Source organism: Methylophilus aquaticus, from assembly GCF_030769565.1.
Classification (GTDB): domain Bacteria; phylum Pseudomonadota; class Gammaproteobacteria; order Burkholderiales; family Methylophilaceae; genus Methylophilus; species Methylophilus aquaticus.
Map to the genome: position 1 here is coordinate 101,644 of NZ_JAVCAP010000012.1, position 23,228 is coordinate 124,871.

General features: G+C 48.1%; 28 protein-coding genes. 10 read left to right on the forward strand and 18 right to left on the reverse strand.

What is annotated here, in order from left to right; genetic code table 11:
- Positions 1-66: 66 nt before the first annotated feature.
- The 3 genes from rpmA to Q9291_RS05960 all read right to left on the reverse strand — a co-directional run bounded on the left by rpmA (position 67) and on the right by Q9291_RS05960 (position 1,123).
- The gene (gene rpmA, locus Q9291_RS05950; protein ID WP_306389109.1) at positions 67-324 is read right to left on the reverse strand and encodes a 50S ribosomal protein L27; all 258 of its coding nucleotides are present in this window, start codon (positions 322-324) and stop codon (positions 67-69) included.
- 45 nt (positions 325-369) lie between these two features.
- Complete coding sequence (rplU, locus tag Q9291_RS05955) at positions 370-684, reverse strand: 50S ribosomal protein L21 (RefSeq protein WP_306389110.1); 315 nt, start codon at positions 682-684, stop codon at positions 370-372.
- A gap of 142 nt (positions 685-826) precedes the next feature.
- Positions 827-1,123 (reverse strand): hypothetical protein, encoded by a 297-nt coding sequence (locus tag Q9291_RS05960; RefSeq protein ID WP_306389111.1) that lies wholly within the window; start codon positions 1,121-1,123, stop codon positions 827-829.
- Between the two features lie 159 nt (positions 1,124-1,282).
- Between Q9291_RS05960 and Q9291_RS05965 the strand changes: the two genes are divergently transcribed.
- From Q9291_RS05965 to ccoG, 4 genes are all read left to right on the forward strand, one after another.
- Positions 1,283-1,663 carry a GntR family transcriptional regulator gene (locus Q9291_RS05965; protein ID WP_306389112.1) on the forward strand — a complete coding sequence of 127 codons (381 nt, stop codon included), beginning with the start codon at positions 1,283-1,285 and terminating at the stop codon, positions 1,661-1,663.
- Between the two features lie 4 nt (positions 1,664-1,667).
- Positions 1,668-2,189: an aminotransferase class I/II-fold pyridoxal phosphate-dependent enzyme gene (locus Q9291_RS05970; protein ID WP_306389113.1), complete on the forward strand. Its 522-nt coding sequence runs from the start codon at positions 1,668-1,670 to the stop codon at positions 2,187-2,189.
- A 292-nt stretch (positions 2,190-2,481) separates the two neighbouring features.
- Positions 2,482-2,862, forward strand: a complete 381-nt coding sequence (locus Q9291_RS05975; RefSeq protein WP_306389114.1) for a hypothetical protein — start codon at positions 2,482-2,484, stop codon at positions 2,860-2,862.
- 74 nt (positions 2,863-2,936) lie between these two features.
- Positions 2,937-4,346 carry a cytochrome c oxidase accessory protein CcoG gene (gene ccoG, locus Q9291_RS05980; RefSeq protein WP_306389115.1) on the forward strand — a complete coding sequence of 470 codons (1,410 nt, stop codon included), beginning with the start codon at positions 2,937-2,939 and terminating at the stop codon, positions 4,344-4,346.
- 85 nt (positions 4,347-4,431) lie between these two features.
- Here ccoG and Q9291_RS05985 read toward each other — a convergent pair whose 3' ends face one another.
- Positions 4,432-5,823: an exonuclease domain-containing protein gene (locus tag Q9291_RS05985; RefSeq protein WP_306389116.1), complete on the reverse strand. Its 1,392-nt coding sequence runs from the start codon at positions 5,821-5,823 to the stop codon at positions 4,432-4,434.
- Between the two features lie 616 nt (positions 5,824-6,439).
- On the opposite strand from Q9291_RS05985, the gene Q9291_RS05990 reads away from it, so the two are divergent.
- Positions 6,440-6,877: a MarR family winged helix-turn-helix transcriptional regulator gene (locus tag Q9291_RS05990; RefSeq protein ID WP_306389117.1), complete on the forward strand. Its 438-nt coding sequence runs from the start codon at positions 6,440-6,442 to the stop codon at positions 6,875-6,877.
- A gap of 105 nt (positions 6,878-6,982) precedes the next feature.
- Here the strand turns inward: Q9291_RS05990 and Q9291_RS05995 are convergent, their stop codons facing one another.
- From Q9291_RS05995 to Q9291_RS06010, 4 genes are all read right to left on the reverse strand, one after another.
- On the reverse strand, positions 6,983-7,222 hold the full coding sequence (locus Q9291_RS05995; protein ID WP_306389118.1) for a hypothetical protein: 240 nt from the start codon (positions 7,220-7,222) through the stop codon (positions 6,983-6,985).
- Between the two features lie 48 nt (positions 7,223-7,270).
- On the reverse strand, positions 7,271-7,528 hold the full coding sequence (locus Q9291_RS06000) for a hypothetical protein (protein WP_306389119.1): 258 nt from the start codon (positions 7,526-7,528) through the stop codon (positions 7,271-7,273).
- Positions 7,529-7,559: 31 nt separating this feature from the next.
- Positions 7,560-7,769, reverse strand: a complete 210-nt coding sequence (locus Q9291_RS06005) for a hypothetical protein (RefSeq protein WP_306389120.1) — start codon at positions 7,767-7,769, stop codon at positions 7,560-7,562.
- Positions 7,770-8,183: 414 nt separating this feature from the next.
- On the reverse strand, positions 8,184-8,789 hold the full coding sequence (locus Q9291_RS06010) for a TetR/AcrR family transcriptional regulator (RefSeq protein ID WP_306389121.1): 606 nt from the start codon (positions 8,787-8,789) through the stop codon (positions 8,184-8,186).
- A 121-nt stretch (positions 8,790-8,910) separates the two neighbouring features.
- Here Q9291_RS06010 and Q9291_RS06015 point away from each other — a divergent pair, with 121 nt between their 5' ends.
- Positions 8,911-9,651: an SDR family oxidoreductase gene (locus tag Q9291_RS06015; protein WP_306389122.1), complete on the forward strand. Its 741-nt coding sequence runs from the start codon at positions 8,911-8,913 to the stop codon at positions 9,649-9,651.
- Between the two features lie 36 nt (positions 9,652-9,687).
- Positions 9,688-9,915, forward strand: a complete 228-nt coding sequence (locus tag Q9291_RS06020) for a DUF2798 domain-containing protein (protein WP_306389123.1) — start codon at positions 9,688-9,690, stop codon at positions 9,913-9,915.
- A 70-nt stretch (positions 9,916-9,985) separates the two neighbouring features.
- On the opposite strand, the gene Q9291_RS06025 is transcribed toward Q9291_RS06020, so the two are convergent.
- Positions 9,986-13,036 carry a bifunctional diguanylate cyclase/phosphodiesterase gene (locus Q9291_RS06025; protein ID WP_306389124.1) on the reverse strand — a complete coding sequence of 1,017 codons (3,051 nt, stop codon included), beginning with the start codon at positions 13,034-13,036 and terminating at the stop codon, positions 9,986-9,988.
- A 302-nt stretch (positions 13,037-13,338) separates the two neighbouring features.
- Between Q9291_RS06025 and Q9291_RS06030 the strand changes: the two genes are divergently transcribed.
- Positions 13,339-13,986 (forward strand): hypothetical protein, encoded by a 648-nt coding sequence (locus tag Q9291_RS06030; RefSeq protein ID WP_306389125.1) that lies wholly within the window; start codon positions 13,339-13,341, stop codon positions 13,984-13,986.
- Between the two features lie 71 nt (positions 13,987-14,057).
- Entirely contained in the window at positions 14,058-14,318 is a 261-nt protein-coding gene (locus Q9291_RS06035; protein ID WP_306389126.1) for a VF530 family protein, read from the forward strand.
- Between the two features lie 12 nt (positions 14,319-14,330).
- Here Q9291_RS06035 and Q9291_RS06040 read toward each other — a convergent pair whose 3' ends face one another.
- The 5 genes from Q9291_RS06040 to Q9291_RS06060 form a co-directional block, all read right to left on the reverse strand.
- Positions 14,331-15,476, reverse strand: coding sequence for a GGDEF domain-containing protein (locus tag Q9291_RS06040; protein ID WP_306389127.1), 1,146 nt, complete (start codon positions 15,474-15,476; stop codon positions 14,331-14,333).
- A 221-nt stretch (positions 15,477-15,697) separates the two neighbouring features.
- Positions 15,698-16,585 carry a 23S rRNA (adenine(1618)-N(6))-methyltransferase RlmF gene (gene rlmF / locus Q9291_RS06045; protein WP_306389128.1) on the reverse strand — a complete coding sequence of 296 codons (888 nt, stop codon included), beginning with the start codon at positions 16,583-16,585 and terminating at the stop codon, positions 15,698-15,700.
- Between the two features lie 41 nt (positions 16,586-16,626).
- The gene (locus tag Q9291_RS06050; protein WP_306389129.1) at positions 16,627-18,837 is read right to left on the reverse strand and encodes an OsmC domain/YcaO domain-containing protein; all 2,211 of its coding nucleotides are present in this window, start codon (positions 18,835-18,837) and stop codon (positions 16,627-16,629) included.
- A gap of 125 nt (positions 18,838-18,962) precedes the next feature.
- Complete coding sequence (locus Q9291_RS06055) at positions 18,963-19,199, reverse strand: DUF2798 domain-containing protein (protein WP_306389130.1); 237 nt, start codon at positions 19,197-19,199, stop codon at positions 18,963-18,965.
- Between the two features lie 26 nt (positions 19,200-19,225).
- Positions 19,226-19,720 (reverse strand): DUF2938 family protein, encoded by a 495-nt coding sequence (locus Q9291_RS06060; RefSeq protein WP_306389131.1) that lies wholly within the window; start codon positions 19,718-19,720, stop codon positions 19,226-19,228.
- A 77-nt stretch (positions 19,721-19,797) separates the two neighbouring features.
- Between Q9291_RS06060 and Q9291_RS06065 the strand changes: the two genes are divergently transcribed.
- Positions 19,798-20,214 (forward strand): helix-turn-helix domain-containing protein, encoded by a 417-nt coding sequence (locus Q9291_RS06065; protein WP_306389132.1) that lies wholly within the window; start codon positions 19,798-19,800, stop codon positions 20,212-20,214.
- Positions 20,215-20,303: 89 nt separating this feature from the next.
- Here Q9291_RS06065 and Q9291_RS06070 read toward each other — a convergent pair whose 3' ends face one another.
- From Q9291_RS06070 to Q9291_RS06085, 4 genes are all read right to left on the reverse strand, one after another.
- Positions 20,304-20,783 carry a hypothetical protein gene (locus Q9291_RS06070; RefSeq protein WP_306389133.1) on the reverse strand — a complete coding sequence of 160 codons (480 nt, stop codon included), beginning with the start codon at positions 20,781-20,783 and terminating at the stop codon, positions 20,304-20,306.
- An 89-nt stretch (positions 20,784-20,872) separates the two neighbouring features.
- Entirely contained in the window at positions 20,873-21,340 is a 468-nt protein-coding gene (locus Q9291_RS06075) for a hypothetical protein (protein WP_306389134.1), read from the reverse strand.
- Between the two features lie 508 nt (positions 21,341-21,848).
- Positions 21,849-22,325 carry a hypothetical protein gene (locus Q9291_RS06080; protein ID WP_306389135.1) on the reverse strand — a complete coding sequence of 159 codons (477 nt, stop codon included), beginning with the start codon at positions 22,323-22,325 and terminating at the stop codon, positions 21,849-21,851.
- Between the two features lie 48 nt (positions 22,326-22,373).
- On the reverse strand, positions 22,374-23,228 hold an 855-nt coding region (locus Q9291_RS06085), incomplete at its 5' end, for a hypothetical protein (RefSeq protein ID WP_306389136.1).

A 23,228-nucleotide genomic window follows, 5' to 3' on the forward strand; every position in this document is an offset into this window, starting at 1 on the left:
CCAGCACACGAAACTATAAATGAAAAAGCCCCGTCAAGCGACAGGGCTTTTTTCATAAAAGTGCGATTAAACCGCTTCGATGCTCACGGTATGACGCTTTAATGCGCCTTTAACAGCAAATTTTACTTTGCCTTCTACCAATGCGAACAAGGTATGGTCTTTGCCCATGCCTACGTTTTCACCAGCGTGCATTTTGGTGCCACGTTGGCGCACAATGATGCTGCCTGCGTTTACCACTGTTTCGCCGAAAGCTTTAACGCCTAAACGTTTAGCCTGTGAGTCGCGGCCGTTACGTGAACTACCGCCTGCTTTTTTGTGTGCCATGATGGATTCCTTATTTTTGCAATCTGCGTATTCCGCAGAGCCTGCTTATTTAGCAGAAATAGTATCGATTTGAATTTCTGTGTAGCTCTGGCGATGACCCTGAGTCTTGCGATAGTGCTTACGACGACGCATTTTAAAAATCATCACTTTGTCGCCACGGCCATGTGAAACCACTGTGGCACTCACTTTCGCACCAGCTACCAATGGTGCTCCAATGGTGGTAGTTTCGCCGTCAGCAATCAACAATACTTTGTCGATCACCACTTTTGAACCTACGTCGCCAGTCAATTTCTCAACTTTTAATTTTTCACCAGCGGCTACTTTGTACTGTTTGCCACCTGTTTTAATCACTGCGTACATAATAATGCCTTAAACATCGCCTTTTAAAGAACCGGCAATTATACGCAATTTATCAAAGAATGCAAATACATTTGCGTATGCTGCCGACCATCAAGCATTTTGATTTGCCATGCTACTTTTTCATCCACTTTTCCACACCGGCCTAAGCCCGCCACGGTCTGATGGTGCCATTTGTGTAGAACGCATAAACACTCAACATTGATTCTAACAGGGTTCGGGCCAGTGCGCTCAACTCACCCTGCGGGGCCTGATAAAAAACCACGCGGTAAACGGGTGGCATTTCCACATTATTAAGCGAACTGAGCGGCTGAAAGGTAATGCGCGCCACTTCCACGGCGGCCTCTGTCAGCACAACACTGAACATATCCGCAACCCGCAACTTTAAGCAACGGTCATCCGAGAGCCAACATTGATAATCCCGCTTATTTAATTGCGTCATGTAAGAAACCCTGACTTCATCCATGTGCTGCGACCTCCTAAAGCACGCATCGCGCCGAAAATTTCAGCTTAAGGAAAATCGCAATTGCCGAACAGTTGCAGTTTGGATTAAATTAACCATATCAGAGAACCCATTTCACCGCGCAAGTAAAGCATAATCGTGAAAAAATACGCAATCATTGCAGAAGAAATTGCCAGCGCCATTCAACAAGGCCTGTTGCGTCGCGGTGAAAAGTTGCCTTCTATCCGTCAAATTCAGTCAAGCAAAGGGGTCAATGCTTCCACGGTATTTCAGGCTTATTATCTGCTGGAAGCCAGGGGGCTGATTGCGGCCAAACCGCGGTCAGGCTATTACGTCACCGGCGCAAGCGCATTGCGCCCTTTGCAACCGGCAGATATCCAGTATGATTCCGTGCCCATACAAACCGATATCAGCCAGTTAGTGTTCACTTTACTCGCGCACATCAAGGATAGCGCGCATACCCCCTTCGACTCAGCCTTTCCTAACCCACACCTGTTTTCCCCTATCAAAACTGGCTGAACAGATGGAAACCGAGGTCAGGCGGATCGACCCATGGGATACCATCAATGACATTGGCCAAGACGATGCCGAATTAAGGCGCCAAATTGCGTTACGTTATCAGCTGGATGGCGCGTCCACTTCTGCCGATGAAATTGTGGTGTGCAATTGCGCACTAGAAGCACTCAACCCCTGCCTGGCCGCAGTGACGCAACCGGGAGACACTGTGATCATTGAGTCACCCAGCTTTTATGCAGCGCTGCAATCCATCGAAAGACAAGGGTTACGGGCAGTGGAAGTACCCAGCCATCCGGCTGAAGGCATCGACCTGCAAGCGCTAGAGCATGCCATTATCCAACACCGGCCCAAGGCCTGCTGGTTGATGACAAATTTTCAGAATCCAACTGGCAGTCTCATGCCGGAAGCCAAAAAACAGGCACTGGTGGCACTAATGCATCGCTACCAACTGCCATTGATTGGGGATGATGTCTATCGGGAGTTGTATTTTGGTAAGCAGCGGCCACTGCCGGCCAAGACCTATGACTAGGATGGCTGGGTGATGCATTGCAGCTCTTTTTTCAAGTGTCTGGCACCCGGTACCGGGTTGGCTGGGTGTCTGCCGGACGGTTTACCGAGGCCGTGACCACACTTAAAATATCCACCTCATTGCCACCTCATTGCCACCTCATTGCCACCTCATTGCCACCTCATTGCCACCTCATTGCCACCTCATTGCCACCTCATTGCCACCTCATTGCCACCTCATTGCCACCTCATTGCCACCTCATTGCCACCTCATTGCCACCTCATTGCCACCTCATTGCAAGCACAACGCGCACTTGCAGTGCTACCTGACCAAAGGCGGGTATGACAAGCATTTGCGCCAGCTCCGGCACCAGTTGATGTTGCAACAACTGCAATATAGCCAGGCCATCAGCGCCTATTTTCCAACCGATATCCGCATGACACCGCCGCAAGGAGGTTATTTTCTCTGGATACAACTTCCCGAAAAAGTAGATAGCCTGATGCTGTTTCAATCAGCGATCCAGCACAATATCAGCCTGGCACCCGGGCATATGTTTGCGTCAAAGCAGCAGTTTTCCAACTACATTGCCTCAATGTCGGGCATGTGTGGAATGCTGCCAGTGCACAGGCATTACAGACATTGGGCCGACTCATCGCACAGCCTCCGCCCTGAACTGATATGGTTTTTTAATTAACAACTGAATCTGTTTTATTATTACACCCTGCCCTACACTCACGCTCATCCCATTGTTAAGACGAGCGTGTTTGTATGTCCTCCCCCCGCAACCATCCTGTGATCCCGATCGTCGCTACCCCCGCCACTGAGCAGACCATTTCACTTTACCAGAAGACACAGAAAATTTATCCGCGCACCCTCAGTGGCTATTACAAAAACTGGCGCTGGGCCATGATCTGGCTGACCCAACTGGTGTTTTATGGCCTGCCATGGCTGCAGCATGGCGACAGGCAAGCGTTTTTACTGGATATTGGCGCACACCGCTTCTACCTGTTTGGTCTCGTGATCTACCCGCAAGACCTGTTCTATCTTGCGCTACTACTCATTATCTGCGCGCTGGCACTGTTTTTATTTACCGCGGTGGCCGGGCGTTTATGGTGTGGATTTTCCTGTCCACAATCTGTGTATACCGAAATATTTTTATGGATGGAACGCAAGATAGAGGGCGACCGGCTGGCCAGGATCAAGCTGGATCAACCTGGCATCACGGTTAGAAAAGCCAGAATCAAGCTGAGCAAACATGGTGCATGGCTGGCATTTTCGCTGATCACAGGGTTTACGTTTGTGGGCTACTTTACGCCGGTACGCGAACTGTTCGCGGGTCTGCAACACATGCAACTGGGTGGATGGGAATGGTTCTGGCTAGGCTTCTACAGCCTGGCCACGTATGGCAATGCCGGCTTTTTGCGTGAGCAAGTGTGCAAGCATATGTGCCCCTATGCTCGCTTTCAAAGTGCCATGTTCGACAATAACACCCTGATTGTCGCGTATGACAGTGCCAGAGGGGAGCCGCGTGGGAGCCGCAGCAAAGACACTGACCCGCAGAAACAAGGGCTGGGGGCATGTGTGGACTGCAATATCTGCGTACAAGTCTGCCCAACCGGCATCGACATTCGCAACGGCCTGCAATATGAATGCATCAGTTGCGGCCTGTGCATTGACGCCTGTGACCAGGTCATGGATAAAATGCAGTATCCGCGCGGGCTAATCAAGTTTGCAACGGCCGATGGCAAGGCCATGCAAGCCACCTGGCGGCATTTGCTGCGGCCACGTGTACTGATTTACACCGCGCTTCTGCTGGTGATCTCGGCGGTGTTTGCCTACAGCCTTGCCAGCAAACCTGGCTTTATGGTTGACATCATGCGTGACCGCAACATCATGTACCGTGAAACGAATGAAGGTGTAGAAAATCTGTATCAGCTGCATCTGTCCAATGCCACCGAAACCACCCAGCATTATCAGATTCAAGCCAGTGGACTGGCAGGACTGAGCGTGCAATCCGAACAGCAAATTACCCTCACGGCAGCCGGCGAAGCCCTGATTCCACTCAGCATTCGCCTGACACATCCGGAAAAAACAGGAAGTCAGCAGATTCGTCTGGAAGTCACCGCACACCCCTCAGGTGAAACCGTAGTCAGCAAGACCACCTTTTATTCGCCATGATATTCAAGCGCCCCTTACCCGCGTGTTTCGCTACGGTTTTTATATAACGGAGCGCTTGAACGCTGACAGTCTATGCGTCATATCCTCAGACAGACAGATTCAGCACGCGGGTCTTTTTTTGCGCCAGCATTTTAAGCAGCAATTTATAGGTATCAAGATCAAACTTGAGCAATGCCGATTGTTGCCGTAAAGCCAGCAAGGTCTCGTCATCCTCGGCCACCCCCAGATAAGTCCAGTGCTCGAACACATGAATTTGTTTCAAATCATGATCGAGACTGTACTCTTCGATACCAATTTTTCCGGCGAAAGGCCAACTCTTGAGTTTGTGTGCAATTAACGCCTGTTGCACGCGCAAGGCATGCATTCCTGCGGATTCCTGACCACAACAGAGGCCTTTACAGCGTTTGAGCTGATAGGCAAAACAAGGTCCGGTGCGGTCACTCTCAAGCCCCAGCACTTTCAGGCACAACTGGTGTTGCTCAGCTATTTTGCGCAGCGCCTCGGTGGCCTGCCGTTTGCTCTTGAAGGTACCAAACAGGCAATCCATGTCAGCGGGGTGAATATCATCCTCACCCACCAGTGTCAACAAAGGCAGCGCCTGCGTGTCCAATCGCCAGCTGCACAATTGGCGCTCGCGGCGTAACTGACGGTTATATATGGGTTGGCGCTCTTTTACCAGGCGCGACTCCAATAACAGTGCGCTGAACTCACCAGCCGTTGGGATCCACTCAAACCGCTGCATTTCCTGCGTCATGCGCATTTCTTTGGTGGAGGCATGATCGGCACTAAAATGCGACAACACCCGCGCCCGCAGATTGATGCTTTTGCCTATATACAATGGCAAATCATTTTCGCCATAAAACAAATAAACGCCTGGCGCTTCTGGTAACTCACCCACCATATGCGCATCGATATGCGGTGGCAAAGTTGGCGCCGACATCAGCTTTTCGGCAGCGGCCCTGACCGCGCCTTCACCAAGATCTCGCCTCGCATCTGCCAGCATGATTAAAATAGCTTCAACATCGCCCATCGCACGATGTCGGGCAAGCCCGCTGATCTGATGACGCTCAATAATGGCATCAATGCCATGGCTGAAAAACTGGGGATACAGTAACCGTGACAGCTTGACGGTACACAGCACTTTCTGCCGCAGCGTAATGCCTAAACGCTTGCACTCACTTTTCAAGAAGCCATGATCAAAGCGTACATTGTGCGCGGCCAGCACGCTGCCTTCAAGAAAAGCCAGCAAGGTATCCGCCACCTCGGCAAACCGCGGTGCATCAGCCACCATCGCATCATTAATGCCAGTCAGCGATTGAATAAACGGAGGAATCGGCTGTTCAGGATTGACCAATGTCTGCCAGCGAGCAGTTTCTACGCCGTGGTCAAAACGGACCAGCGCGATCTCGGTGATGCGGTCACGCAAAGGCGTTGCGCCAGTGGTTTCCAGATCAAGAAAGGTAATTGAGGGAAGCATCTACAACAGCAAAATCAGGCAATGCCAACGACCAATTAACCAAGCTGCGTCAACTTGTGCGCCAGCACTGCTTCGCCATAGATATTCCGATGCTTCAAACATTCGGGCGCACTTTTATCAGGACAATGCTCGCGTAACTTGCAATGACAACTTTCAGCCACGATTTTTTCCAGGATTTCCAAGCTAGACTGAGGGAGCGTTGTACTCATATTTTTCCAATGACGTCATACCAATCAATAACAGCACATTATTATGTGCTACTTCAAAAAAGTGTAGCTGATTCCAGTCAGCAATGGCATCTATTTATTTTTTTAGCCCACTGAGCATTCTTTGCTGGTTGACAAATCAGATACAGCTTTAATTTCCTTAATGATTCATTTTTTTATTTTGCATTAACATAAACCATCGCAAAATACCATTGCGAAAAATATTTATCAATAATTATTAAACACTTACACTTCTTTAGTGCGTCAGAAAACACGCAATTCTGCTAAGAATTCTGTCAGTCTTGTAAAAGATACAAATTGTTACCACTAATGACGAATCGACTATGGACAGCACTGATAAATGGTGCTGTAATCCATCTTTGTCAATTACTTTTACATACAAGTATCACATGCCTAATTTATATCTGGAAAATCAGTTGTGCTTTTCTCTCTACTCTGCAACGCATGCTTTGTTGCGTTCTTACAAGCCAGATCTGGACAAGCTTAATTTGACCTATCCGCAATATTTGGTCCTGGTTGCATTGTGGCAATATAGCCAACTCTCCATCAAGGAAATCGCGGAAAAACTGCTGTTGGAGCCGGCAACAATTACGCCAGTAGTCAAGCGCCTTGAAGTCAAGAAGCTGACTAAACGTACTCGCCAGAAAGATGATGAACGTGTTGTGATTGTCAGCCTGACGGAGGAAGGTCAGGCATTACGCAGCAAGCTCTCGGATATACAAAAAAGGGTCGCGTGCGACACAGGCTTGGATGAAGGTGCATTCAACACATTAAACAAAACATTAAGTGATCTGACCAAAAACGTTTCCGCAAAAATCCCGAGCTAACCCTCAACCCGAGCTAAACGAAATGTTAACTCGCAAAAAGCCCCATCATAATTGGGGCTTTTTTTGCGCTTGTTGCGATGTTTAATTGATTAACAGGCGTGATTGTCAGCTACTTTTCAACTGCCGCATAAACGCCTCAAAGCGCTCATCACTGTTATCCAGACCTTGCAGATTTCTGACAGACTCCTGCAAGGTCTGGCTTAACAAAGCCAGCGCATCCTCATCCAGTCGCAAACTCATCACACCGATTTCGAGTTCAATTGTACGATGCGTCTCGCAAAAGTGAACTCGAAAGCCGGAATGCCCTGATAACAGAATTCTTTTACATCCGCCACGATCACGCATCAAAACTCCTTGCAGAACAGGCATACACAGTTTCCAGGATATTTTTATTCAGATACACTTGCCCACCCCTGCTGCTTGCTCGTGTTCATTAACCAGCAATGTCCATTGCACACACATGCGCCGGGACACGCTGCAAATCAATTCTGACTCTGCATATTCAGGCAGGGTCAGCGTTTCGGACAGCCGCAAAGCCATTTTCGCCAAATCCATTGTAGGTTTTTTTATGTAAAGTGTTGCTACATACAGCAACGAGGCCATCACTGACTCCGCATCAGGCAAAGCAGGGTCTTTAATTATCGCGTTCATATTCACTTCTATTGCATTCATCATTCACCTCTCAAGCTACCCACTCAATATCGGTTTGCATCACAATTTTCGCAGCTGCTTTTCGTAACATCTCGTTCATCAAAATAAAGCTGCTGGCCTCAAACTTTAAAGTCGTACCACCGACTTCCACTTCAACCATGTCGGAAGATTTGTGATAAAGCACCTTGCACACCGTTTGACCGGCCAACAGGGTTTGTCCGACCACTTTCTGATGTCTCATCAGTGTTCTCCTAATCTTGTTGAGATTAATTAAATGATAATCATTCTCATTAAAATGGTCAAGGTTTTATTTTGTATTCCTGTTGTAAATGGGTAATCAACAAACAGATATCCAGTGTTGACTGGAGATAAAATGGAAGATCAAAAGACTTTCGCGCGCAAAGCTGCTTGACCAGAAAACGCGCACACTGGTCATTATGGCACTGACAGTGCATTCAGTTTCCAAGGTGGTCGCCAGTGCGAGAATCAAGTTTTTTTATATTGTTGTGATTAAAGCCGATGAATCAGCCTTTGTGCAGACGTCTCCTCAAAATAGAAGAGACCCCGATTCTGATCGACGCTCAGAGCGATACAAGTCTGGCACAAGCAACGCACACCCTTTAACGCTCTTGTTGCTTTTGCTTTTTAGTCATCTCTATTTAAAAAGGGTCAGCGCGAATGCCAGCATCGCAGTGAGTTCTGCTTCACTTGCGCCCGTAGAGGCCTGCACCGATATCCCCTGGTGTAGCGTCAATGCCAGTTTTGCTAGCACTTTAGCATCAGCCTCTGCCGGCAAATCATGCTCGGCTTTGGCGCGTTCAAAGCGCTCATACAAACGCTGTTCTATCTCTCGGCGTATGCCCGCAAGTAGCGCCTGTATGGTTTTACCCTCCGGGCTACAGCTTAATGCACCCTGAATGACCAGGCAGCCGTTGGGTGCTTGCGGAGAGGTCAGATTGCGCACGGCGGTGGTCAACAGACTGCGCACCACGGCTTCAGCCGTTGGCTGATTGAGTGACTGTATGACAAAAGCAGCCGGGCCATTGATGTAGCGTGCAATAACTTTTTCAAACAAGGCCTCTTTACTGCCAAAGGCAGCGTAAATACTCGTTTTATTCATCTGCATGGCCTCCATCAGCGTACTCATGGAAGTACCTTCATAGCCATACCGCCAGAATGCATACATGGCTTGATCTAATGCTGTATCGTAATCAAATGCAGCCGGACGGCCACGTTTTTTGCGCATTTCAATCTCTGTCATTGATGAGTCCCTCATTCATTTTTTTAAATATTATACCACTTGGTAAGAAATATGTTGACACTCCTTAAAGAGGGCCCTATTATTTAAATACCAATCGGTAAATAAATAATAGGAGACAAAAATGAATTCTCGTCAACGTATTGCTTTTATTACAGGTGCGAATCGCGGCATAGGATTTGAAACCGCAAAACATTTGGGGGAGGCAGGCATTAAAGTCGTGATTGGCGCCCGTGATGCGAGCAAAGGTGCGCAGGCAGTACAGCAATTGATTCAAAACGGTGTGGATGCAGAGTACCTGCATTATGATGCCAGCCAGCCCCACTCAGCCACTGCAGTTGCGCAGGCGATTGAAGCACGCTTTGGCCAGTTGGACATCCTGATTAATAATGCCGGCATATTAAAAGAGGATCTGATCGGTCAAAATAATGCCATCAGCATAAAACAGGAAGTGTTGAAGTCGACATTCGAAGCTAACTTTTTTGCAGTGGTGGCACTCACACAGGCGTTGCTGCCACTGTTACAGCGCTCACCGGCAGGTCGCATTGTCAATCTGACCAGCATTCTGGGGTCACAAACGCTGCACAGCACACCTAACTCACCGATTGAAGCTGCTAAAGGCCTGGCCTATAACGCCTCTAAAAGTGCCTTGAACATGTTTACAATTCATTTGGCGCATGTCTTGAAAGACAGCGCAATTAAGGTCAACTCTGCACATCCAGGCTGGGTCAAAACCGAGCTGGGTGGTCCACATGCGCCGATGGAAATCAGCGATAGCTGGAAGACTTCAGTCAGGCTGGCTACGCTGGATGAAACCGGACCTACAGGTGGATTTTTTCATGAAGCTGATGCATTGCCATGGTAAAGCATACTCACAAGCTTTAGCCAACACACCGATACCATGCACCTGCGCATACTCAAAAAGGGATTGTTTGCAGCACTGATGTCGCTGGTGACAGTAAACATTGTCTGCCTGGCAATATTGTTGAATAACCACGTTGCCAGCAGTCAGTTTTTTGACAAGTGGTTACACAGCCTCCTGATTGCCTGGCCTACCGCGTTTGTCTGTATTTTGCTCATTGCCCCTTTGCTTTTGCGATGGCTGGATACCGTGATTCCTGAACAGTAAGGGCTTGCACCCAGCGCACAGATATATCGCTATTCAGACCGGCAACATCCTTAACCCGGCGTTAAGTGTTTTAACTTTCGGGATATCTGGACCGCAGAAAAACGGTAGCATCGACACTGGATAACGGCCTGCTTAACAAATACCCTTGCATTTCATCACAGCCATGTGATTGCAGAAAGTCTTGTTGCGAGGGGGTTTCAACCCCCTCGGCAATGGTCTTGAGGCCCAAACTACGGGCAAGATGGATGATGGCAATCACAATCGCCTTATCCTCTTCATCCGTACTGATATCGCGCACAAATGACTGGTCAATTTTGAGTTTGTATACTTTAAATTTCTTCAGATAACTGAGTGATGAATATCCCGTTCCGAAATCATCAATCGATAATCGCACCCCAAGCTGATCCAGTGCGTCCATCATGGTCATCGCCCCCACAGGATCCTCAAGTGCCACACCTTCGGTCAGTTCAAGCTCGAGAAACGCAGGCGACAGGGCATGCTTTTCAAGGACCTTTGCCACCAGCACGGGCAGTTCCGGATTACGAAACTGAATACTGGACAGATTGACCGCCACCCGCATATTCTCGAAACCCTCAGCATGCCAACACTGAATTTGTTGAACCGCTTGTTCCAGCACCCAACCACCAATCGACATAATCAGCCCACTCGACTCAGCCAAGGGGATAAACTCAGCAGGTGAAATGGGGCCAAGTTCAGGATGCGTCCAGCGCAACAAGGCCTCAACACCGATCACTTCTTGCGTCTGCAAATCAATTTGTGGTTGATAAAAAACTGCCAGCTGCTCCAGGGTAATAGCCTGCCGCAAGGCATTAACCAATTGCAGATTACGCGCAGACTGTATTTGCATGGTACTGCTGAAAAAGCGATAGCCATTACGACTCTCTTTTTTGGTGCGATACATCGCCACATCCGCATTACGCTGCAAGCTTTCAATATCTTCGCCATCATCCGGATAGAGGGTAATCCCGATGGATGCGCTCACAGACAACTGATATTGCTCTATCTGTATTGGCTCATCAATGACACATAGCAAGCGCTCAACCATTTCTTTTGCCGCCTGATGATCAGCGCCATGGATAAGAAATACAAACTCATCTCCTCCCAAGCGACAAATGACGTCATCGTGCCGCAATAAAGCCTGAAAGCGCTGCGCCAACTCAATGAGCAAACTGTCGCCAAAACTGTGGCCCAGACTGTCATTTACATCCTTAAAATGATCAAGATCGAGAAACATCAAAGCGAACTGTGTTTGAAATTGTTGTGCCCGCTGTATTTCTTTGCGGACACACTCGTTGAGATGATTACGGTTTGGCAATCCGGTCAGTGCATCGTAATTTGCAAGGTAAGTAATGCGCGCCTCCGATGCCTTACGTCTTGAAATATCACGCACAAAGGCGCTGAAGTAGTGCTCGCCGTCCCGCGCAATACTGGCAATCGTCAGCTCGACCGGAAACTCGGCCCCATCCCGTCGCAGTGCAGTAATTTCAATCAGCTTGCCAATCAAATGCGGCTCGCCGGATTGCAACAGCCGCTGCATGCCCGTAGCATGGGCCTCTCTGTGCACTGGTGGAACAATCACTTCTGCCAGATTACGACCTAACACCTCATCACGTGTATAGCCAAAAATCCTTAATGCCGAGCCACTCCACTCCGTGATCACGCCATAAGCATCAATATTAATCACGGCATCCAGTGCGTTTTCAAGCACCTGCCTTGCATGCTCCTCATTCAAGCGTAAACTTTCACGATATTGCGCACGCTCCGACTCAATGGCAAACCGATCCAGAGCAAAATCGATGTCTGCGGCCATTTCCAGCAGCAAATTCTGGACTTCCGAATCAAAAGCCCCGGGTTGATCCGCATACAGAGACAAGCACCCAACCACCTTGCCCGCGCAGTGAAGTGGTAGCGAGGCACAGGCTGCCCAACCAAACTGGGCGGCATGTTGATGCCACATCACGGTACGTGAATCGTTTAGAAAATCGTCCACCCAGCAAGGGTTGTCCGTAGCAATGGATAATCCGCAAGGCCCTCTTCCCGAGGCGATATCCATATTTGCCGAAATCGTTACTCGATTTAAGTAGTCAGTGCCTTCACCATAAGTAGCAACAGCCAAGATCGTTTCATTATCGGCATCCAGTTCACCAATCCAGACCATTTTGGCGTGTCCGAACACCACAATAATGCGGCAAATTTGCTCAAACAAGGCCTGACGACTCTGGCAACGCACAATAGCCTGGTTACATTGACGCAAGGCAAGGTATAACTGCGCCTGACGCTGACTGTTTTTTCGAGCCGCATGCTCTCGCGTACGGGCACTGCCAAGCTGTTTTTGAATTTCTGCCAGCCGCCCAAGTACGCTGCCTCCCAGTCCAGACGGCACGACGATGGCCTCTTGCAAGGTGCCGTGATACAAACGAGTCGCTTCTGCATGCACCTTATCAACATCTGCACCTAATATTTGCTTTAAGCGACGCACTGTATGCAAGCACATATATCCGAGCAGCAGAAACAACACCATTAGCAACCACTGCAACCACACCAGGCGAAATGCAAGCTTGCTTAACGCTGCTTGCAATCGGGTTTGAAGTCTTGTCGAAAACGCATCCAGCGCCTGAAACACATCTTGCTGAACATGCTGATAGGTCGTTCCGCTTAACAATGCAATTGACGCGTTGAGAGGTGGGCCCTTAGGCTCATTGACCCGAGCCAACCTGACTGCTTGCAACTCAATAGCTCGCAATTGCTGCAAATGCATGTGCATGACGGTCAGTTGATCACGCTCGCTGAGGGTAAAGTCACCCTGTGTGGCAAGCTGTTGCCATGCGGGGGACAAACCGTCATACAACATAGCAACGGCCTCATAATGCTGTCGCACCTGTGCATCCACGGTACGCACATAATAGCGCGCCAACCTTGCCAATTCCTCAGAGCGACGATGCTCATCGCTCACCACCGTCACCACATGCACTTTAATGCGCTGAATATCTGCCATTTGCAACGTGACATAGACGTAGCCACCCACCGCCATACCAACCAGTGCGAGCAACACTTGCATGACCACAACCAAACGTGAGAATGACACTTCCTGTATAGCCATTTACATATCCATTTTCGCTCACAAACTAATACATGGGATGTCTGCGCAGTAGGGTTCTGCGTACCTGCAAGTATTGATTACCTGGGAACGCAGCCTAAGCGATGCCAATCTGCGGCCATACCGCTCAGCCCCATGCAAATAGCAATTCTTATCGCAAACGCTAATTTGCGCAAATAAAAATTGTGAGCACCTCATTGTTATGGTGGCATGTTGTGAAAAACACCCATATTGCAGGTTAGCATTTTTTGTTACATTGCTTATTACTTAACTGGCCCCTTAAACAAAAAGCCTCTTTATTGATCATGTTCGCCCCACCCAACACCATAGTCTCGCTGCTATTACTCAGCGCCCTACTGCAAGTGGCGCAGCCAGCATGGCCAAAAAATCTGCATGAAAAGAAAAGTAATCCATCTGCCATGCCAACGGCATTGCAATCCACAAAAGCAGAAATGACTGGGCATACAGAAGCATTACGTACTTTAATGCTGGCACTGTATACGCAATACCCGGAGGAACTGGCCAAAAGCACACAAGTAAGCGCCAGAGAGATGACGGAATGGGTGTTTGATGGCAAAGCCAACTGGAAATTTGATGCCATTCGCGGCCAGCAAAAAACTGAGGCGGTGTCGTTGGTATTGAACCCTGAATACATGGGTGACCACATTTTACCGTTGATAGTAGGCCTAGAAACCTTGTTGTTTGATGCCTATGGCGCAAAAAACGAGTTTGAAATACCGCCTGAACGCAATGCGCAGCGCTTACAACAAGCCAGCTGTCAGATTCAGGCATGGCAAGCACATTTCAATCATCCGGAAAATACTGGCAAGCAGATTGTCATGTTTGAACAAAAGGCCACAAGAAACATGATTGCAGACACACTGGCACAAATGATCCAGCGACTGAATGCCTCCATCCGACAAGCCCCCCCCCTACACGACATGCACTGTTAACACTTTTCTGTTAAAACATCACTGAGAAAACAGCACAGTGGGTAAAGGATGCAGTTTGCTATACTGGCAAAATGCCCAAGCCTGAAAAAACACCTAACATCACGCACACACAAACCAACAATCCCTTGCATGGCGTTACTCTCGCACACATGCTGACTGAACTAGAAGCGCATTTCGGATGGCAAGGATTGTCCAGCCGCATTCCGGTCAACTGCTTCAGCCATGAACCCAGTCTTCAATCCAGTCTTAAATTTTTGCGTCGCACCCCTTGGGCAAGGGACAAGGTTGAAACCCTGTATTTACAAATGACCAGACAAAAAAACAACCGTTAAACACGCATGGGGTTATTGCGCCCAATGCATATGCCCGGAGCCCAGCAACTTGGCCTGATACATCGCACTGTCAGCAGCGGCCAATAAGCTTTCTGGGGTATCACCTTTATTGCAGATGGCTAAACCAATAGAAGCACCGAGGCGGCAAAACTGCTCCTGAATCATAAAAGGCTGCTCAAAGGCCGATAAACATTTATGGGCGACTTTTTCCACAGCAAGCTCACCATGCGCATTCAAGTCTGACAACAAAATAACAAACTCGTCTCCGCCGACACGTGCCAGCACATCTGCACTACGAATAGCCGTGGTTAAGCGTTGCGCCACAGAAAACAAGGCTGCGTCACCCGCATCGTGACCCAGCGTGTCGTTAATCGCTTTAAAACCATCCAAATCGATATATAACACCGCAATTCTATTATTTTTGAGCTGATCGACTTCAAGTGCCTGCTGCATACACTGTGCCAGCATGATACGGTTAGGGAGCCCGGTTAACTGGTCATGATGTGCAACATGATCTAATTTTATATTTTGCAAAAGTATTTTTGCATTGGCTGCCTGCAATGAGTATATCAAATCCGCATTTTCAAAAATGATACGCTGCGAATTTCTTAAAGACTGATTGAATCGATATGCAACTGCGACCATCAACAGCAAAAAAATCGCGCTGTAAAGCGCAATAATTTTGTCGTGTGCATTGCTGGCAATAGAAAATAAATAAATAAGAGGCAGAATAGCCGGAATGCTAAAAGCAAAAAATGCTGGGATAAACGTGGCCAGCGAGACCACCCCCCCCATGACCATCGCCTGAATCGCAGTCACCACTAAAACGACTGTCACTGGCGGGGCATCACTGACAAAAAAACCTAGAGCCCCCCAGGCAATGCCCGATAACGCAATCGTCAAACAATACTTTATAGCCAGGCGATAGGTGTATCCATGCTTGTTTAATTGCGACTGGCAGACTTTGGTGAAAACCACACGCAGACCAGTGATGGCATAAACCGCACATAACCAGCCAATAAAAAGCGGGCCTTTGTGGGTGCCTATTTGTGGCATTGCCACCAAAAGACTGCCGAGTGCACTGCCTATCAATGGAATAGGAGAACTGGCGATTAACCGATGGAACAAAGCCTCATCAACACGCTTATCTAAATTCATGGCACTCGCTTTATCTTTTATCAAGCAATGCATTATTGTTCAGTGATGCTAATACAAGCGTTTAAAAATAACCAGAGACGAATCCATACACCTGTTAAGGCACTCAAGCAAACAGGGGCTGCGCGCGCTGAAACCGTATCCCCAGCAAAAGCCCTTCGCTGCAATCCTCCATCCGCCCCCCTGCAAGGCAAGGCCGAATGTGTAAGTCAGCGTCAGGCTTTTTATTGCTGAAACGTCCATACCACAAAGCGGCTTTGTTTCTGACCTTGCTCCATCTCTACCGTGTTCACCGCCAGCGCCTGTACCTTCTTCAGTTCACGGTATACCAGCGGCAAGTTGCTCGCCTTGGAAACTAGCGTGCTAAACCACACGCACTGTTTGCCAAACTGGCGACTCTCGGTAATCATGGTTTGTAAAAACGCCGCCTCCCCCCCCGCATACACCAGCTCATTGGCCTGCCCGCCAAAATTCAGCGCTTGCGGTGGGCGCTTGCCCAGGCCGCGCCATTTACGTTGTGTACCCGCCTGCGCCTCGGCAGCAGAGGCATGAAACGGCGGGTTACATAAGGTGACGGTAAACTGCTCGCCCGGCAAAATCACGCCCTTGAAAATTGACGCCGGATGCGGCTGCTGACGGAGTGAAATCTGCTGCTGCAAGCCGTTGGTCTCGATGATGTGCTGAGCATTGCGCAAGGCTTTTGCATCAATATCCACGCCCACACACTGCCACTTATAGGCATGCGCCGCAATCAGCGGATACACCAGATTCGCGCCGGTGCCGATATCCAGCAACCGCACCTGCTGCGCATGCCCATGCGCCGCCAATACATCGGCCAGATAATGCACATAATCGGCCCGCCCCGGAATCGGCGGACAGAGGTAATGTTTGGGAATATCCCACACCGCCACACCATAATACTGCCGGAGCAAAGCATGATTGAGCGCCTTGACCGCTTGCGGATTGGCAAAGTCTATCGAGTCATCGCCATAAGTATTGGGGCGCACATAGTCGGCAAGCGCGGGGTGCGCCTGCACCAGCACGGCAAAGTCGTAGCCGTTGCGATGCAGGTTACGTGGATGCAAGGATGAAGAGGATACCGCTGGCTTCATGACTGAATGATCGACGATGGCTAGCCGTGGTCAGGCGTGACCTAAGCCAGCACCGTCTTGGCGCGCGCGGCATGCAGTTTTTTGTAGCTGTCGATCAGGCGATGATGCCTGTCCAGACCCTCTAACTGCATACTGGTCGGCGTCAGACCAGCAAAGCGCACGCAGCCATCCACAGACCCCAGTACTGCGTCCATGCGGGCATCGCCAAACATGCGGCGGAAATTCACCTCGTAATCTGCCAGCGCGAGGTCATCATCCAGCACCACTTCAAGCACCGCATTCAAGGCCTGATAAAACAAGCCGCGTTCCAGCGTATTGTCGTTGTATTGCAAAAACGCCCCAACGAGGTCGTGCGCGTCTTCAAATTGTTGTAAAGCAAGATTGATCAGCAACTTGAGCTCCAGCACCGTGAGCTGACCCCACACGGTGTTCTCGTCAAACTGAATGCCAATCAAGGTGCCGATATCACCATAATCATCCAGCTCATTATTCTCCAGACGATCGAGCAGGGCTTGCAAGCGGGCATCGTCAAGTTGATGCAAGTTCAGAATATCCTCACGGAACAACAAAGCCTTATTGGTGTTATCCCACACCAGGTCTTCCACTGGATAAATTTCAGAATACCCCGGTACCAGAATGCGGCAAGCCGTTGCGCCCAACTGGTCAACCACGGCCACATAGGCCTCTTTGCCCATCTCGGCCAGCATGCCAAACAATGTGGCGGCTTCCTCGGCATTGGCACTCTCTTTGTTTCCTTGGCCCTCGCCCGAAAAATCCCACGCCACAAAGTCGTAATCAGCCTTGGCACTAAAAAAGCGCCACGACACCACGCCGCTGGAATCAATAAAATGTTCAACAAAGTTATTCGGCTCAGTCACCGCCTCACTGGCAAACGTCGGTGGCGGCAAATCATTCAGCCCTTCAAAGCTGCGACCTTGCAGCAACTCGGTCAGGCTGCGTTCCAGTGCCACTTCCATGGTCGGGTGCGCGCCAAATGAGGCAAACACCCCGCCAGTGCGCGGATTCATCAAGGTCACACACATCACCGGATATTGCCCACCCAGCGAAGCATCTTTTACCAGCACGGGGAAGCCCTGTTCTTCCAGCCCTTGAATCCCCGCCACTACGCCAGGATATTTCGCCAGCACGTCCTGCGGCACATCCGGCAAGGCGATTTCACCTTCAATGATTTCTCGTTTCACTGCCCGCTCAAAAATCTCGGACAAGCATTGCACCTGCGCTTCCACCAGCGTATTGCCCGCGCTCATGCCATTGCTGGCATACAGGTTTTCCACCAGGTTAGACGGAAAATAGACGACCTCGCCATCCGATTGCCGTACAAACGGCAGCGCGCAGATGCCGCGCTCGACATTGCCAGCGTTGGTATCGATCAGGTGTGAGCCACGCAACTCACCATCAGGGTTGTAAATTTCCCGCGTGTAGTCATCCAGAATCTCTTTAGGCAGCGTATCCTTGCGGCCCGGTTTAAACCAGCGCTCGTTCGGGTAATGCACAAACGGCGCATTGGCAATCTCCTCACCCCAATACGAACCGGCATAAAAATGGTTATTACTCAGCCGCTCGATATACTCACCCAAGGCTGAGGCCAGCGCGCTTTCCTTGGTCGCGCCCTTGCCATTGGTAAAGCACATGGGCGAATGCGCATCACGAATATGCAACGACCACACATTCGGCACAATATTGCGCCACGAAGCAATCTCGATCTTGATGCCAAGATCTGCCAATACGCGGGTCATATTGGCAATGGTTTGCTCCAGCGGAAAATCTTTGCCGGTGATAAACGTCTGCGCCTCCGTGGCTGGGTTTACGGTCAGCAACGCCTGCGCATCGGCATCCAGGCTCGCCACTTCTTCAATCACAAAATCCGGCCCGGCTTGTACCACTTTTTTCACCGTGCAGCGGTCAATCGAACGCAAAATCCCCTGACGGTCTTTGTCCGAAATATCCGCTGGCAACTCGATTTGGATTTTAAAAATCTGCTTGTAGCGATCTTCCGGATCGACAATATTGTTATGCGATAACCGGATATTTTCGGTGGAGATATTGCGCGTGCTGCAATACAACTTCACAAAATAAGCTGCACACAGCGCAGAGGAGGCCAAAAAATAATCAAACGGCCCAGGGGCCGAGCCATCGCCCTTGTAGCGAATAGGCTGATCGGCAATGATCGTGAAGTCATCAAACTTCGCTTCCAAACGTAGCTTATCGAGAAAGTTGACCTTGATTTCCATTGAGATATTCCGGGAAGGCTGCAAAAAATGCTAAGGGCACTATTATCGCTCACAACCTACATGCCGCCTAATTTAGCCATCGTGGAATGTTGCTTTGCAAACCCCAGACACGTGCCTTATCACTACTAAGTGCGGCAAACAGTTACCTCCACCAACTTCAAAACGACCGGCCTCACCACCTGCAGAACCAAAAAAGCAATTGGCATCGCCAAGGCGTAAGCGTGAAGTACCCGATCAAAATAATTTCCACTGACCCCAGTATTGATTGCAACGATGACAATGCACATCAGTAACGCCATAATCGCCGACATGTAAAAAGCAAACACAACCGGTGTGAATTTTTTGGGTAATTTATATTGCATATACGTACTCCTTAAATATTAAGTATCTAGTGAAACATCCGCATCAGCATTGCTGCCAGATAAAGGCACAAACCAAAGACCATGTGATTGAACAAACTGTTAAGACAGTTTTTGAATGGGCTGGCTGTGTTAGTAAACGCAAGCCCTCCGCCCATACCAGGTTGCATAATCAACAATGGAAAAACAACAGTGCAGGCGCCCACAGACAGTGCTGCAAAAATATCTGGCTTTAAAAGCCATCCCTCATGAACAGCCAAGAGCAAAAGCACTGCGATCCCAATCCCGATGACATAGTGGGCAATCAGGCCAATAATCAACTCCAAAGGGACTATTGGCGCCTCTGCAATGCGCTTGTGAACAAACTTTAACTGTTTGAAGTGGCCTATCCATCGCCCCAACAATGCAAAATTCAAAACTCTGCGCCCCATGAGTTTCTGCGATAACAGCCATAGATCAAAAAGGACCGTGGCCGTCGTTCCAAGCATAATGCCATTTAAAAATACCACACCCTGTATGTTCATTCCATGCCTCCTTATTGACTCAATCATGCAAGTTCAAGCACTATACAAATTCAAGTTAACTTGAGGTCAAGTACTCAATGAACATTTCTGAAGTCGTGAAACAAACAGGCGTTCCCGCATCGACACTGAGATACTACGAAGAAATTGGTTTGATCAAATCGGTCGGCCGGCATGGGCTGCAAAGAGTCTTCTCGCCCAAAATATTAGATCATCTTGCACTGATCTCATTAGCAAAAACGGCTGATTTCCCGCTCTCTGAAATCATTGCCATGTTCGGCGATAACAACACACCGGTGATTGACCGCGACAAGTTATTGAATAAGGCTGATCAGATTGATGAATCAATCAAACGATTGAATATCATGAGTAAATGCCTGAAGCATGCCGCCGCCTGCAAAGCGCCCTCGCACCTGGAGTGCCCTTCATTTAGAAGGCTGATGAAAGCAGCAATATTAGGAAAACTTGAAGGTACTTATCCGCCTTCTGTGATTTGACGGACTGCTGCTATTTTGAATTCTTCTGGGTAACGTTTACCACGCACACTGCACTTTTATTTTTTGCCATTATTACGGCTTAAAGGTGTCTAGTAAAGCGGGTGAAGTCCAGACTTTTTGGCTGGCTGCTTTTTAGGTTCAGATTTTGATGGCGTTGCACCATCAGAATTGCTTGAAACTTTGATGTCAGTGCCGCTATTGATGAGTGCTTCAATCAACTCAATGACTGGTTTTGGATCAGAAGCTAAATAGACACGTGGGTTTTCAATATCCCGCTCTACCAAGCCTTCGGCATAAAGCACAGCGAACATGAAACCCGGTGTGTTAGCTGACTTACCTTCGAAAATGCCATGCAATGAAAATGATGTGAGTGGCCTTTTAGCTGATTCCAGCTTGGCTAATATCGTGTCCAGCTTTACCCACTCTTTCGAGTAGTACCCTCCCCCTTCATTACTAGCGATGCTGATAATAATGGCGTCCTGGTCATCAATACCAATGTGATAAGTCAGTTTGTATTTCGCAGACAGGTTTAGGCACTCGCCCACTTTGACGATACGTTTTACTTTCATAGAAACTCCTGGATTAAAATTAAATTGAATAATGGAATGAGGCTTTTTGCTCTCATATAAGATGCTTAGTTTTCCGCAGTGAAATTTGCTTAACTCAGCTGACGATGTTCAGCTACTCTGGCTTGCTGCCATAAAGTTTTAGGGACATAAAAAGTATCACCACCGGCGTTGTTCCATAGGTAGGCAAACACTGCCCATTCGTTATTCAGGAGATAGAACACATCCCAAACGATTGGCTTGTCTGTCACGTCTGGCCATTCCCCATGCTCGTCAGCCCACTGCGGATCAAAGGCTTTGATGCTGGATAGTTCAGATTCGGACTCGCAGATATAAACATCACCACCTAGGTAAGCATTAAATGAAAAGTCGGCGGCTTCCAAGGTAGCTAACGAATCAAGTTGCTCTATGGTGAGTTCAGATGAGTTATTAAATACCTGCGGGTTCAGTGGATCACATGCATTCATCAACGTAAAAGCAATGTCCTGCAATATGACTAATGAAATGCTGTTGACTTGATGAAACTGATAGGCTTGTTTGTACGTGCTGATTTCGATCATAGGTCTCCTTTTAAAAATAAAAGCCCGGCATCTCTCGATGACAGGCTGGAATACTGAAAACTGGAATGTTGAGTTACAGGATGAACACGATGTAGAACATCAATCCGAAAATTGCCAGGCTAGCAATTCCGTAAATGATGGTCGTGACTAAAGCCCAAACGATAGGCTCAAGAAAAGCCCATGCTATATCCAGAATCAATCTGGCGATGTCTGCTGCATGGTTGTTTTCGCTGGTAAGTTTGCGGATTTTGTATCGCTCAATGGCTAGATTGATGCCTAATGAAATGAGTGTTGATGTGACCTCATTCTGGCTTTGAAGAAATGGCTGATGAGTCTCGGTGAATGCGTTGATAGCTTTGTCGGTAACAGCGTATGACTTTCTGGCCGCTTTTTTGAGGATGGTACGGTGATTGTTTTTATTGGCGATAGTTGGTCCTTTCTAAAATAAAAAGCCAAACCCGAATTGGATTTGGCTGTGTTGTACCTAAACCCATCTGAGGGTAATTAGCTATGGGCTTACACTTGCTTGATTCTGAATTCCCAATGACCGTTGGATTCCTTCATCGACATATTTACTCAAATTTTTGTAGTCTGGATTAGGCTTACGCAAACTATTAGATGCTTGATCAGCACGTTGTTCAATAAGCGCAATACGAGAGCGCATTTGCTTAATAGCTTCATTGGTTTTTGCTTGCAACTGCATTGCTAAATCATAAGATTCTTTTCCTGAATAACCCTTGTAAACATAATGCTGGCCATTAACTTGCAAGTTATATACTTGTGCCACCTTGACCTCGCATATAGCTTCTGGCCATCTGGCGGTACTGAATGCAACATAGTTACCTTCGTATTTAACCGAAAATGGATCGAGACTCACCCCCGCAAACTCCTTCGCTTTGCTCACACAAGCGGTAATATTTTCTGCTTCGCCAGCGAATACGTTTGCTGATACTAATAATGCCATTAATAAAATCCAAACCTGCATTGAATCCTCCTGTTAATTAAATTTTAAAAAGCAAGGTATACCTTAGCTTTAGTCAAGAATCCGTACGGCACCGATGGTGTATTTCCTTCGAGGATCATATATATCTACTCTGGCTTCAAACTTAAGATTGCAGCCCAAGGTACACTCCATCACTCGAAGCATGTCTTTATCACTAAGATTAAACGTATAAACATTCACCCTGTTCAAATTGTCCTGACTATGCAACAGCAAAGAAAGATTTTGATCAAATATGAAGTACCCCGATATTGGGATCACTTTTCTTTCATATGTGCCGTAGTTCAAAATGAGTTCATTAACAGACAAAGACCTCGGCGATTTTTTGTTGGCAATTCCCTGATCCAAAGCTAATTCCGTAGTGCTATAACAGCCTGAGAGAGCCTGCTCAAAATATTGATCAGTGAGAATATCTTTGGGGGCAACCCCCTCACGATTAAAAGCGCCTGCATTGTCCAGTTTTTCAACCGCAAAACTAGTTATACACTTGGCAGCTTGACCAACTAATAGGGCTTGCATCTTTAACTCAATATCTGGTTTTGATGAATTGATCTTAGCCTCTCGGAATTTTTTCATCATTGCATTTATAAAAGTGGGATCTGTTTCATTTAAATATTTTGTGTGCAAACTTTCTAATACTTTCGTAACTTCCACTTTGGCTGATGCATTTAATGGTTTTGTTTCAAAGAGTTTTTCCAGTCCAGGATCGCTATAAAGATTACCAACATCTGCTTTCGCTGTTGGATTGAGTAGTACAAAGAGAATGAAACAGAGGTGGACCCGGAAAACTGGACAGTGTTTTAAGTGATATTCTTGCTTAACCTTGCAGCCGATAGGCGGCAGAAAGCAGAGAAAGAAAGCAATGAAACGTACCCGAAGAACCCACGC